This window comes from Stenotrophomonas sp. GL_101 (genome assembly GCF_057835675.1).
Map to the genome: position 1 here is coordinate 1,802,206 of NZ_CM174432.1, position 12,731 is coordinate 1,814,936.

The window sequence follows — 12,731 nt, forward strand, 5'->3', positions numbered from 1 at the left end:
ACGGGCGCCGCGCGGGACCCAAGCAATGCTCGAATTTCCACGCTGGAAGTACTTCGTCATCCTGATCGTGTTGGCGCTCAGTGCGCTGTACTCGATGCCCAACATCTACCAGAAGAACCCGGCCGTCCAGATCACCGCCAACCGTGGCGGGCAGATCGACGAGGTCCTTCGCGACCGCGTGCTGGCCGACCTCAAGAAGGCCGGGATCAACACGCTGGGGGTGGAGAAGGAAGGCGACAGCCTGATCGTCCGCCTGTCGGACCTGCAGTCGCAGGCCGCCGCCAGCGACACGTTGCGCGACAGCGTGGGTGAGGATTATGTGGTGGCGCTGAACCTGGCCTCGACCGTGCCGGACTGGCTGGCCAGGCTGGGCGGTCGCCCGATGGTGCTGGGCCTGGATCTGCAGGGCGGTGTGCATTTCGTGCTGCAGGTGGACCAGAAGGCCGCCCTCGACAAGCGCCTGGATGCCTACGCCGAAGACGTGCGTACCAGCCTGCGCGATGCCCGCATCGCCTACCAGTCGGTCGAACGTCGCCCGGACAACAGCATCCTCGCCACCATCAGCCCGTCCGCCGGCGCCGACGCGATCGATCGTGCCCGCGACGTGATGGCCAAGGCGCAGCCGACGCTGGGCTATGAAGTCACCGGCAACCGCATCGCGGTGAAGGTGCCGGAGGTCGAACTGAACCAGATCGCCAACGGTGCGATCGAGCAGAACATCAACACCCTGCGCAACCGCGTCAACCAGCTGGGTGTGGCCGAGCCGATCATCCAGCGCCAGGGTGCCGACCGCGTGGTCGTGCAGCTGCCGGGCGTGCAGGACACCGCCGAAGCCAAGCGCATGATCGGTGCCACCGCGACGCTGGAGTATCGCGCAGTGGTGGATGGCAATGCCCAGGATGCGATCACCAGCGGCCGCGTGCCGCCGGAAGCCAAGGTCTACCAGCGCCGCGACAGTGGCGGCCCGGTGCTGCTCAACAAGCGTGTGATCGTCACCGGTGACCAGATGGTGGCCGCGCAGGCCACCACCGACCAGAACGGCGCCGCCGCGGTCAGCGTGACGCTGAACAACGTCGGCGGCCAGCGCATGTTCGATTTCACCAGCGCCAACGTGAACAAGCCGATGGCGGTGGTCTACACCGAGCGCATTCCCACCGTGACCGAGGTCGATGGCAAGGAAGTGCGCAGCTTCCGGGTCAAGGAAGAAGTGATCTCGGTGGCCAACGTCAACGGCGTGTTCGGCAAGAACTTCCAGACCACCGGTCTGGAGAAGAAGGAAGCCGAAGACCTGGCCAAGCTGCTGAAATCCGGCTCGCTGGCCGCCCCCATGGACTTCGTCGAAGAGCGCGTGGTGGGCCCGAGCCTGGGCAAGGAAAACGTCGAGAACGGCATCACTGCCGTGGTCTACGCCTTCCTGTTCACGCTGGTGTTCTTCAGCATCTACTACCGCATGTTCGGCGTGATCACCTCGCTGGCGATGCTGTTCAACCTGCTGATCGTGGTGGCGGTGATGTCGATGTTCGGCGCCACCATGACCCTGCCGGGCTTTGCCGGCCTGGCGTTGTCGGTGGGCCTGTCGGTGGACGCCAACGTGCTGATCAACGAGCGTATCCGTGAAGAGCTGCGCGCCGGCATGCCGGGCAAGACCGCGATCGTCACCGGTTACGAACGTGCCAGCGGCACCATCCTCGACGCCAACCTGACCGGCCTGATCGTCGGTGTGGCGCTGTACGCGTTCGGCACCGGTCCGTTGAAGGGCTTCGCGCTGACCATGATCATCGGTATTTTTGCCTCGATGTTCACCGCGATCACCGTTTCTCGTGCTCTGGCGACGCTGATTTATGGCCGTCGCAAGAAGCTCCAGAACGTGGCCATCTAACGGGACGACTCGCACATGAAACTGTTTCCGCTGCACATCCTCCCCAACGACACCAAGATCGACTTCATGCGGTGGCGGCATGCCGCCATGGTGGTCACCCTGCTGCTGTTCGTGGGTTCCATCGCGTTGATCGCGACCAAGGGCTTCAACTACGCGCTGGACTTCACCGGCGGCACCTTGATCGAAGCCCGCTACGAGCGCCAGGTGGACGTCGAAGACGTCCGTGCCAAGCTCGAAGCCAATGGCTTTGAAGGCGCGCAGGTACAGAGCTTCGGTGGCAACACCGACCTGCTGATCCGCCTGGCGCCGCAGGGCGAGCATGCCCCGGGCACCGGCGACTCGGCCAGTGACAAGCGCACGGCCGATGCGGTGGTCAAGGCGATCTCCAGTGCCGACAACAAGGCAACGGTGCTGCGCAACGAGTTCGTCGGCCCGCAGGTGGGCAAGGACCTGGCCATGAACGGGCTGTACGCCACGCTGTTCATGCTGGTGGGCTTCCTGATCTACATCGCGTTCCGCTTCGAGCTGAAGTTCGCCATCACCGCCAGTATCGTGGCGCTGTTCGACCTGCTGCTGACGGTGGCCTTCGTGTCGGCCACCGGGCGTGAGTTCGACCTGACCGTGCTGGCCGGCCTGTTGTCGGTGATGGGCTTTGCCATCAACGACATCATCGTGGTGTTCGACCGTGTCCGCGAAAACTTCCGCAGCCTGCGCGTGGAGCCGCTGGAAGTGCTGAACCGTTCGATCAACCAGACGCTGTCGCGCACGGTGATCACCGCGGTGATGTTCTTCCTGTCCGCGCTCGCCCTGTACATGTACGGCGGCACCTCGATGGAAGGCCTGGCCGAAACCCACATGGTGGGTGCGGTGATCGTGGTGTTGTCCTCGATCCTGGTGGCCGTGCCGATGCTGACCATCGGCTTCCTGCGCGTGAGCAAGCAGGACCTGTTGCCGAAGGCCAAGGACATCGAGGCGCTGGAGCGTCGTCCGTAAACCATCGGCGCCAGGCGCCGACTGTTTACGGATCGGGCATGCCGCCTTATCCCCGCGCCGTTGGCGCGCCCCCTTGAACATCAAGGGGGCTGTCCTCCAGCCGGGGTTGTCGATCCCTGCAAAGCCGCGCATTGCGCGGCTTTGTTTTTTTCCACCGTACCGGGGCGTCGGTTGTGCTGGTGCCTGTGGCGGACTACGATTTCAGGGTTGCGCGAGGCCCTCCTTCCGGCTGCGCCGTTTCCATCGAGGTCTTCATGGTCATCAAACCGCGTGTGCGCGGCTTCATCTGCGTCACCACCCATCCTGTCGGCTGCGATGCGGCCGTCAAACAGCAGATCGATTACATCCAGGCCAAGCCGAAGATCGTCAACGGTCCGAAGAAGGTGCTGGTGCTCGGCGCCTCTACCGGCTACGGCCTGGCCGCGCGCATCACCGCCGCCTTCGGCAGCGATGCCGCCACGCTGGGCGTGTTCTTCGAGCGCCCGGGCACCGAGAGCAAGCCCGCCACCGCCGGCTGGTACAACACCGCAGCCTTCCACAAGTATGCCGGGCAGGCCGGCCTGTACGCCAAGAGCGTCAACGGCGATGCCTTCTCCGATGAAGTGAAGGCCAAGGTCATCGAACTGATCCGCCAGGATCTGGGCCAGGTCGACCAGGTGGTGTACAGCCTGGCCGCGCCGCGCCGCAAGCATCCCAGGACCGGCGAGATCATCAGCTCCACGCTGAAGCCGATCGGCGCGCCGATCACCCTGCGCGGGCTGGATACCGACAAGGAACGCATCACCGAAACCACCATCGAGCCGGCCACTCCGGAAGAGGTTGCCGGCACCGTGGCCGTCATGGGGGGCGAAGACTGGCAGATGTGGATCGATGCGCTGCTGGAGGCGGGCGTGCTGGCAGAAGGTGCCACCACCACCGCCTTCACCTATGTTGGCGAAGAAATCACCCAGGCCATTTACTGGAACGGCTCGATCGGCGCCGCCAAGAAGGACCTGGACGAGAAGGTGATCGGCCTGCGTTCGACGCTGGAGAAGATCGGCGGCGATGCGCGCGTGTCCGTGCTCAAGGCCGTGGTCACCCAGGCCAGCTCGGCCATTCCGACCATGCCGTTGTACCTGTCGCTGCTGTTCAAGGTGATGAAGGCCAAGGGCACCCATGAAGGGTGCATCGAGCAGCTCGATACGCTGTACGACATCCTGTACGGCGGCAAGGACGTGGGCACCGCCAATGAGCGCCTGCGCCACGACCTGGTCACCGATGACGGCCGCCAGGTGGCGTTGATCGACGAGGCCGGCCGCCTGCGCGCCGACTACAAGGAAATGGCGCCGGACGTGCAGGGCGAAGTAGTCGCGCTGTGGCCGACGGTGACCAACGAGAACCTGTACGAGATCAGCGACCTGGCCGGTTACAAGGCCGAGTTCCTGCGCCTGTTCGGGTTTGGCGTGGAGGGCGTGGATTACGACGCCGATGTAGCCACCGACGTGCAGATTCCAAACCTGGTCGACATGGCCTGACCCAGGGCGCCCGACCAGGGCACGCCTGAGCTGCACTGCAAACGCCGGGATTACCCGGCGTTTGTCGTTTCCGTCCGCCGCGGCTGCCCACGTGCGGTCAGCACCGCCGCCAGAATCAGCGCGGCGCCGGCACAGCCGGCCGACGTCCACAGCATGGTGCTCAGTCCCGGCCCGTCCATCAGCTGGCCGCCGCTCCACGAGCCCAACGCGATGCCCACGTTGAATACGCCGACATACAGCGCGCTGGCCATTTCAACGGCGTGCGGCGCGGCCCGCATCACCCAGGTCATCAACGCCACCGACACCCCACCGTAGGCCAGCCCCCAGACCAGCAGCACGGCGGTGCCACCGGCGACCGTGTCGCCGATGGTGAGGAACAGCACCGGCGTGAGCAGAAGGCCCAACGCAATGGCCGCGACGGTCGGTGCCGTGCGACGCGCAGCCGCGGTGCCAGCGAGGAAATTGCCGCCGCTGCCCGCGATGCCGTAGCCGAACAGCACCGCACCCATCCAGCGCGGATCGATGCCGGCCATGCTGACCAGCAGCGGCCGCACGAAGGTGAAGGTCATGAAGTGGCCGCCGACCAGCAGCAGCGTCAACAGCAACCCTGCCTGCAATGCCCGGTTGCCCAGCTGCCCGCACAACTGCCGCAGCGTGGGCGAAGACGCTACCGGCAGCGCGGGCATCGCCAGAAGATGCAGCGCCAACACCGCCGCGCTGAACAGCGCCATGCCGGCAAAGGCCCATCGCCAGCCGGCCAGGTCGCCGATCCAGGTACCCAGCGGCACGCCCAGCACCGACGCCGCCGCGACACCGCCGAAGATGATCGACGTGGCCATGCCCACGCCCTCGGCCGGCACCAGCCGCGCCGCCAGGCCACCGGCGATGGCCCAGATGCCGCCCATGCAGAACCCCACCAGCACCCGGGCGGCGAGCAGCCAGTAAATATCCACCGCCAGCGCGGAGGCCAGGTTGGCGACCACCAGCAGGGCAAGCAAGCCCGCCAGGATCCAGCGGCGGTCAATGCCCCCGGCGCCGATCACCGCGATCGGGGCGAACAACGCGGCCAGCAGCGCCGGTAGCGAGAGCGTCAGACCCACGGTGCCGGTGCGGGTGCCCAACTGTTCGGCGATGCTCGACAGCAGCCCTACCGGCAGCATTTCGGTGGTGACCACCGAGAACGTGGCCAGGCCGGCAGCCACCACCGCCAACCATGGACGCGGTGCGAAGGAGGGGGCAATGGAAACGCGGGTCATCGGTCGGATCCTGCAGCAAGGGAGGCGGGCGCTTCGGCCGCATCGGGTGCGGTGCCAGTCTTGCCGGGCAGCCGCTGATGTACCCACAGCGTGGTGATCACCACCAACGCAGCACCGGTCACGGCGACCCCGAACCCTGCGCGTGCACCGGCGATATCCACGATCTGGCCAGCACCGGCCGCACCCATCGCCACGCCCACGTTGAGACCGGCCAGCAGCCAGGTCATGCCTTCGGTCAGCCGATGCGCAGGCACCAGCCGTTCCACGATCGACATCGCCACGATCATGGTCGGGGCGAAGAACACCCCGGCCACCAGCACGGCCACCGCAAGCGCGGCGATGCTGTCCACCTGCAGCAGGGGCAGGGTGGACAGCGCGGTTGCCATGCCGCCCAGCAACAGCAGCCGCGGCAGTGGCCAACGCAGCGACACCGCACCGAACAAGAGGCCGGCCACGCACGAGCCCAGTGCATAGGCGGACAACACCACGCTGGCGGCACCGGGCACGCCGCGCTGCTCGGCGAAGGCGACACTGGTGATGTCCACGGTGCCGACAATCACGCCCATCGCCACCATCAGCAACGCCAGCAGACGCACGTTCGCCACGCCGAGCGCGGACCCGTGGCGGTCCCCCGCATCGATGGGCTGCAGCGGCGGTTCGCTGCCGCGTTGTACGACCAGCGCAGCGACGCCCAACGCCAACAGCACGGCGGCGACGAACAGGCCGGCCAGCGGATCGATCGCCACCGACAGCCCCACCGCCAGCGGCGGACCGGCAATGAAGGTCACTTCGTCCAGCACGGTTTCCAGTGAGTAGGCGGTCTGCAGGCGCGGTTGCCCCCGGAACATCGCGGCCCAACGCGCGCGCACCATCGCCGACATGCTCGGCATGGACCCGGCCAGCACCGCCCCGGCAAACAGTGTCCATGCCGGTGCCTGCCGCCAAGCGGCCGCGAGCAGCAGCGCCATGCCCAACACACTGATCGCCGTTGCGACCGGCAGCACGCGCGATTGCCCGTGGCGGTCCACCAGGCGTGAGATCTGCGGCGACAGCAGCGCGTAGGTGAGGACGAAGGTGGCGGCCACGCTGCCGGCCAGGGCGTAGCTGCCGCGCAGTTGCGCAAGCAGGGTGATGATGCCGATGCCGGTCATCGGCAGGGGCAGACGCGCCAGCAGCCCGGCCAGGGCAAAACGCCCGGTTCCGGGGGCGGCGAACAGAATTCGGTACGGGGCGAACATCGGGTTTCTCCAGGATTCGGCCGTCCGCACGATGGGCGGACGAACATACATACGACATGTATGAATAAAATCCTATATACATACGAGGTGAATGTAAATAATCATACGTACCGTATGTAAGGAGCTGATCGGATGGCCCGCCGTACCCGTGCCGAGATGGAAGAAACCCGCGCGGCCCTGTTGGCGACCGCGCATGCGGTGTTTACCGCGCAGGGCTATGCGGACGCCTCGATGGACGATCTGACCGCGCAGGCCGGGCTCACCCGGGGCGCGCTGTATCACCACTTCGGCGACAAGAAGGGATTGCTGCAGGCCCTGGTGGCGCAGCTGGACGCCGCCATGGACGCCCGTCTTCAGACGATCTCGGCCACTGCGGCCGACCCATGGGACGGGTTCCGCAGCCGCTGCCATGCCTACCTGCAGATGGCGCTGGAGCCGGATATCCAACGCATCGTGCTGCGCGATGCGCGCGCGGTGCTGGGCGGGGCATCACCGGAGGCGCAGCGTCATTGCGTCGCCTCGATGCAGGGCCTGATCGAGAACCTCATGCGCCTGGGCGTGGTGGCGGACGCCAACCCGCAGGCGCTGGCCTCGCTGATTTACGGCAGCCTGGCCGAAGCGGCGTTCTGGATTGCCGAGGACCCCGAGGCGACCGAACGCCTGCGCCAGGCACAGGCCGCGCTTGATCTGCTGCTGCGCGGCCTGCTAGCCACCCGGTAACGGGCGGTGCGGGTAGGTCACGACCGTTGGTCGTGACGCCCCTTACCCGAAATCGAAATTCATCAACGGCCCGGCCGGGCCCACGAACTCGCCCTGCACGTAATCCACGCCGGCACTGAACAGCAGGCTCATCGAATTGGCATCGGCGACGAACTCGGCGATGGTGCGGATGTTGGCCGACTGCGCGCGCGCGGTGATTTCGCTGATCTTCGCGCTGTGCTCGCGGGTGCGGGCAACATCGCAGGTGAAGTCGCGGTCCAGCTTGAGGAACTGCGGCTGGAAATGCGCCAGCAGCTGGAACGAATCCAACCCCGACCCAAACTGTTCCAGCCCGATCCGGCACCCCAGCGGCGCTACGTCGGCGAGGAACTGCTGGGCGTTGCGCAGGTGGGTGAACACCTTGGCTTCCGGCGCATGCAGCCACAGCCGCTCGCCGGGCACGCCGTGTGCCTGCAGTTCGCGCTTCAGGGTGGCGACCATCTGCGGGTCGTTGAACGACTCCGGGGTGATCTTGACCATCATCTGGGTCGGGTGGCCGGCACGCTCGCGCTGGCCCAGCACGCTGATCGCGTGTGCCACCACCCAGCGGTTGATGTCGGCCATCAGCCCGTGTTCCTCGGCGATGCCCAGGAACGCGGTCGGGCTGAGCAGCTCGCCGTTGTTCTCCAGCCGCAGGTAGGCCTCATACAGTTCCAGCGACTCACCCTGCAGGTTCAGCACCGGCTGGTAGTGCAGCTGGAAGCCGTCGCCGGCCAGGGCTTCACCGATGCGCGCCACCCAGCGCTGGATGCGCTCCTCCTCGACCCGGTCGACTGCGGCCGGATCGAAGATGCGCGTGGTGTTGCCCAGTTCGGAGGCCGCCTGCTGGCACTCGGTGGCGCGCGCCAGCACCTGGCCGATGCTGGCGATCTTTTCGCCCACCTGCACGCCGCCGATGCTGACGGTAACCGTGGCCGACCGTTCGCCGATGCTGAATACCTGCGCGGCGAACGCCTCGCGGATCTGGTCGGCCAGGGCCACCGTCTGCGCGTAGGCACCCTCGGTGAGTACCGCAAAACTGTGCTCGCCGAAACGGGCCACCTGCACCGGCTCGCCGACACTGCCGGCCAGCACGCGGGCGAGGGCACCGATCAGCACGTCGGCCGAATCCAGGCCGATGTCCGGCAACAGGCGCGCGTAGTGGTCCGGCTCGATCAGCAGCAGACCGAACTGGCCTTCGCTGCGACCGGCCTGGGCCACGGCGTTTTCGACGTGCAGCATGAAGGTCGGCCGGTTCAGCAGCCCGGTAACCTGGTCGCGCTGGCGCAGGTCCTCGACCTCGCGCGCCAGCTCCGGGTCGAACTCCATGCGGCGGCGGCGGAACACCACCTGCAGGCAGGATTCGCCCTCATAACTGGCCTGGGTGAATTCCATGGTGGCCGGGAACACCGCGCCGTCCTGGTTGCGGGCGTCCACCTGGTACTGCGGCGGCGGCGCTTCGCCCTTGCTCAGTGATTTGAGCAGTTGCTTGAAGCCATCCACGTGCTGTGGCGCGACCATGTCCAGCAGCGAGATGCCTTCCACGTCATCGAACGATTCGTAGCCGAACATCTCCAGGTACGCCTCGTTGGCACGGATGTGCATGCCTTCGTGGACGTAGGCGATGGGATCGCGCGAGGAGGAGATCAGCGCATCGCAGCGGCGTTCGGTCTCGCGCATCTGCGCTTCGATGCGGCGCAGCCCGCGACGCGCGTGCAGGTCGGTCCATTCGTTGCGGACCACCGCCAGCAGGTGCTCGGGACGGTTGCGCAGGGCGACGGCGCGGATGCCATTGGCGCCGGCCTCCACCCATTCGTTCTCATCGATCGTTTCGGCCAGCAGGATCATCGGGATGTCCTTGCCGCTGGCGGCGATCTGCTGGGTCACCTGCAGCAGCGGGATGCCCTGCGCGGGCGCGGCCAGTACCAGGTCGATCGGCTGGCTGCCCAGGATCTGGGCCAGCTCCTCGGCGTGCTGCGGGCGCGCCGGGCGCACGGCGATGCCGCTGTTGCGCAGCATGCTGACGATGGTTTCAGCGTTCTCGCCGCTGTCATCCACGATCAGCAGGCGGACGGTGATGTCATTCGCGTTCTGCATTCACTACTCCCCGGACTGCAAACTTGATACACGATGCGTGTGGCTACGTCCATGCGGCAAACGGTAGCCGGTCACGGATCCATGCGTTGCTCAGACCACCTGGCCGGCGGCGTGCCCACTGGCCCACGCCCACTGGAAGTTGTAGCCGCCCAGGCACCCGGTGACATCCAGCACTTCCCCCACGAAGTGCAGGCCGGGGACGAGGTGGGATTCAAACGTGCTTGAGGACACCTTGCGCGTATCCACCCCGCCCAAGGTGACCTCGGCGGTGCGGTAGCCCTCGGTGCCGCTGGCCACCAACGGGAAATCCTGCAGCAGGGCAGCGGCCTCGCGCAATTGGCGCTCGTCGATCTGGCGCACGGGCCGATCGGGCAGCCAGTGCTCGCACAGGCGCAGTGCCAGCCGCCGCGGCAGCACCTCGGATAGCACCGTGCGCAGTTCGGCCGCGCCGCGGTCGCGTTTCATTTCGCGCAGCCAGGCCTCGGCATCCTGGCCGGGCAGCAGGTCCAGGCGCAGGTCGTCGCCGGGTTGCCAGAACGAGGAAATCTGCAGGATCGCCGGGCCGCTGATGCCGCGGTGGGTGATCAACATCGCGTTGTGGAACGCCACGTCGTTGCAGCGCGCGGTGATCGGCAGTGCAACGCCGCTGAGGTCGTGGAAGCGCTCCTGGTGCGTGCCGCTCAGGGTGAGCGGCACCAGCCCGGCACGGGTCGGCAGCACCTCGTGGCCGAACTGGCGGGCCAGTTCATAGCCGAAGCCGGTCGCGCCCAGACTGGGAATGGACAGCCCGCCGCAGGCCACCACCAGCGAGGCGGCATGGAAGAGGCCCTGCGCGGTCTGCACGCGGAAGCCATCGGCACCGCGCTCGACCTTCTGTACCGCGCAGTCGGTACGCACCTGCACGCCCGCGGCCTGGCATTCGTCCAGCAGCATGCGCACGATCTGCTTGGACGACACATCGCAGAACAACTGGCCGAGTTCTTTTTCGTGATAGGCGATGCCGTGGCGCTCGACCATGTCGATGAAGTGGTACGGCGTGTAGCGCGCCAGCGCCGACTTGCAGAAATGCGGGTTGGCCGACAGAAAGTTGGCCGGGGTGGTGCCGGTATTGGTGAAATTGCAGCGGCCACCCCCGGACATCAGGATCTTCTTGCCCACCTTGTTGGCATGGTCGATCACCTGCACCGTGCGCCCGCGCTGACCGGCGGTCAGCGCACACATCAACCCCGCCGCGCCGGCGCCGATCACCAGCACATCGCAGGCAATGATGGTCATCGCCAGGTTCATTCCTTGGCGCGCTTGCGCCAGGTCGGGATGACGTCCAGCTGCATCTGGTCATTGATCAGCTGCACTTCGCCATCCTGGATCAACACGCTCCAGCGCATGGCACGCTGGATCTGCTCGCTCCAGCGGTCCACGAAGCCGCCGTCCAGGTCCAGCACCGAGAGCGTGTCGAAACGCTCCAGCGCCTTGCCCTGCTTGCTCCACCACACATCGGAGGCATTGCCGGCGAAGGTGACCACCTGCACCCGCCGGCTGCGGTTGCAGGCCTTGCGGATGCGCGATTCATCCGGATGGCCCAGGTCGATCCACTGCAGGATGTCGCCGGTGTAGTCGCGGTGCCACAGGTCCGGTTCGTCATCGGTGCTCAGGCCGCGGCCGAATTCGAGACGCTCTTCGGCGTTCAATGCGAAGGCCAGCAAACGCACCATCAGGCGTTCATCGTTTTCCGAGGGGTGCTGGGCCAGGGTCAGGTTGTGGGTCGCGTAGTAGCCGCGGTCCATGTCGCTGATCTGCAGCTCGGCCTTGCGGATGGTGGCGGTGAGGGCCATGGGGATACCGGAAACAAAGAGGACCATGATAGTGGTTTGCCCGGAGGGTGTCCGGTACGGGGTGTTTGCCGGGGCCGATAGATGGCACGCTTGTCGCCTGGTATTTCAGTGAGCCTCCTGCGGCATGCCACGTTCCCGTCCCCGTCGCCTGCAGATCGGCGCTGCCACCTTCACCTGCAGCATTCGCCAGACGGCCCCGGGCGAGGTGGCGGCCACGATGTTCGCCGCGTACGGCGACGGCTGGGCGCTGCTGGAGGCGGCAGTGCTGCCTGTCGACAGCGGCGCTGACGATGCCGTACCGACATGATCGCCGCCAGCCGCCTGCAGTTGCCGCCGGGCAACTGGGCCTGCCTGCTCGACGGGCTGTGCGCGCGCTTTCCGCGCATCGATCGTATCCAGTGGGAAAGCCGATTCGCGCGCGGCCTGGTGCGCGATGCGCAGGGCAGGGCGCTTGCGCCCGGGCAGGCGTGGCAGGTGGGACTGGAGATCCAGTACTTCCGTGAGGTGGCCGATGAGCCGGTGATTCCGTTCGTGGAGCGCATCGTGCACCAGGACGAGCACCTGCTGGTGGCCGACAAACCGCATTTCCTGCCGGTCACCCCGGCCGGTGGCCACGTACGCGAGACGCTGCTGGCCAGGCTGATCGCGCGCACCGGCAACCCGGACCTGGTGCCGCTGCACCGATTGGACCGGCTGACCGCCGGGCTGGTGCTGTTTTCGACCCGGCCGGCATCGCGCGACGCCTACCAGCGCCTGTTCCGCGAGCGCCGCATCGACAAGACCTATCAGGCTCTGGCGCCGGCACTGCCGGCGCTGAGGTTCCCGCTGGAACGCCACACCCGGCTGGTACCGGGCGAGCCGTTCTTCCGCATGACCGAAGCGCCCGGCGCACCCAATGCACGGACCCGCATCGAGGTGATCGACGCGCAGGGCCCGTCATGGCGCTACCGGCTGCTGCCCGAGACGGGCCGCAAGCACCAGCTGCGCGTGCACCTGGCGGCACTGGGGGCGCCGATCCTGGGCGATGACCTGTACCCGGACCTGCGCGTGGCGCCGGAAGAGGACGCACAGCCGCTGCAGTTGCTGGCGCAGGCGCTGGCGTTCGACGACCCCCTGACGGGCCAGCGCCGCCAGTTCAGCAGTGAACGCAGCCTGCCCGGCGCAGGCTAGTGCTGGCCGGGTTT

The 12,731-nt window shown here is 66.8% G+C and carries 11 protein-coding genes; 6 read left to right on the forward strand and 5 right to left on the reverse strand.

The annotated features are described in order from the left end of the window. The first annotated feature begins 25 nt into the window (after positions 1-25). The 3 genes from secD to fabV all read left to right on the forward strand — a co-directional run bounded on the left by secD (position 26) and on the right by fabV (position 4,386). Positions 26-1,879 (forward strand): protein translocase subunit SecD, encoded by a 1,854-nt coding sequence (secD, locus tag AC3IR9_RS08165; RefSeq protein ID WP_489295236.1) that lies wholly within the window; start codon positions 26-28, stop codon positions 1,877-1,879. A gap of 15 nt (positions 1,880-1,894) precedes the next feature. Further along, positions 1,895-2,872, forward strand: coding sequence for a protein translocase subunit SecF (gene secF / locus AC3IR9_RS08170; protein WP_489295237.1), 978 nt, complete (start codon positions 1,895-1,897; stop codon positions 2,870-2,872). Between the two features lie 254 nt (positions 2,873-3,126). Next, positions 3,127-4,386 carry an enoyl-ACP reductase FabV gene (gene fabV / locus AC3IR9_RS08175; protein WP_489295238.1) on the forward strand — a complete coding sequence of 420 codons (1,260 nt, stop codon included), beginning with the start codon at positions 3,127-3,129 and terminating at the stop codon, positions 4,384-4,386. Positions 4,387-4,436: 50 nt separating this feature from the next. Here fabV and AC3IR9_RS08180 read toward each other — a convergent pair whose 3' ends face one another. Further along, complete coding sequence (locus AC3IR9_RS08180) at positions 4,437-5,642, reverse strand: MFS transporter (RefSeq protein WP_489295239.1); 1,206 nt, start codon at positions 5,640-5,642, stop codon at positions 4,437-4,439. Beyond that, positions 5,639-6,880, reverse strand: a complete 1,242-nt coding sequence (locus AC3IR9_RS08185) for an MFS transporter (protein ID WP_489295240.1) — start codon at positions 6,878-6,880, stop codon at positions 5,639-5,641. The genes AC3IR9_RS08180 and AC3IR9_RS08185 overlap by 4 nt, the downstream gene beginning before the upstream one ends. Before the next feature lie 132 nt (positions 6,881-7,012). Between AC3IR9_RS08185 and AC3IR9_RS08190 the strand changes: the two genes are divergently transcribed. Then, positions 7,013-7,600 carry a TetR/AcrR family transcriptional regulator gene (locus AC3IR9_RS08190; protein WP_489295241.1) on the forward strand — a complete coding sequence of 196 codons (588 nt, stop codon included), beginning with the start codon at positions 7,013-7,015 and terminating at the stop codon, positions 7,598-7,600. A 42-nt stretch (positions 7,601-7,642) separates the two neighbouring features. On the opposite strand, the gene AC3IR9_RS08195 is transcribed toward AC3IR9_RS08190, so the two are convergent. The 3 genes from AC3IR9_RS08195 to AC3IR9_RS08205 form a co-directional block, all read right to left on the reverse strand. After that, complete coding sequence (locus AC3IR9_RS08195; protein WP_489295242.1) at positions 7,643-9,715, reverse strand: EAL domain-containing response regulator; 2,073 nt, start codon at positions 9,713-9,715, stop codon at positions 7,643-7,645. 90 nt (positions 9,716-9,805) lie between these two features. Beyond that, positions 9,806-10,990 (reverse strand): BaiN/RdsA family NAD(P)/FAD-dependent oxidoreductase, encoded by a 1,185-nt coding sequence (locus AC3IR9_RS08200; protein WP_489295243.1) that lies wholly within the window; start codon positions 10,988-10,990, stop codon positions 9,806-9,808. Positions 10,991-10,998: 8 nt separating this feature from the next. Beyond that, the gene (locus AC3IR9_RS08205) at positions 10,999-11,547 is read right to left on the reverse strand and encodes a YaeQ family protein (RefSeq protein ID WP_489295244.1); all 549 of its coding nucleotides are present in this window, start codon (positions 11,545-11,547) and stop codon (positions 10,999-11,001) included. Between the two features lie 124 nt (positions 11,548-11,671). Between AC3IR9_RS08205 and AC3IR9_RS08210 the strand changes: the two genes are divergently transcribed. Both AC3IR9_RS08210 and AC3IR9_RS08215 read left to right on the forward strand, forming a co-directional pair. Beyond that, a complete protein-coding gene (locus AC3IR9_RS08210) occupies positions 11,672-11,854 on the forward strand; it encodes a hypothetical protein (protein ID WP_489295245.1) in 183 nt (60 codons plus the stop codon). Continuing rightward, a complete protein-coding gene (locus AC3IR9_RS08215) occupies positions 11,851-12,717 on the forward strand; it encodes a pseudouridine synthase (RefSeq protein ID WP_489295246.1) in 867 nt (288 codons plus the stop codon). The genes AC3IR9_RS08210 and AC3IR9_RS08215 overlap by 4 nt, the downstream gene beginning before the upstream one ends. The last annotated feature ends 14 nt before the right edge of the window (positions 12,718-12,731 follow it).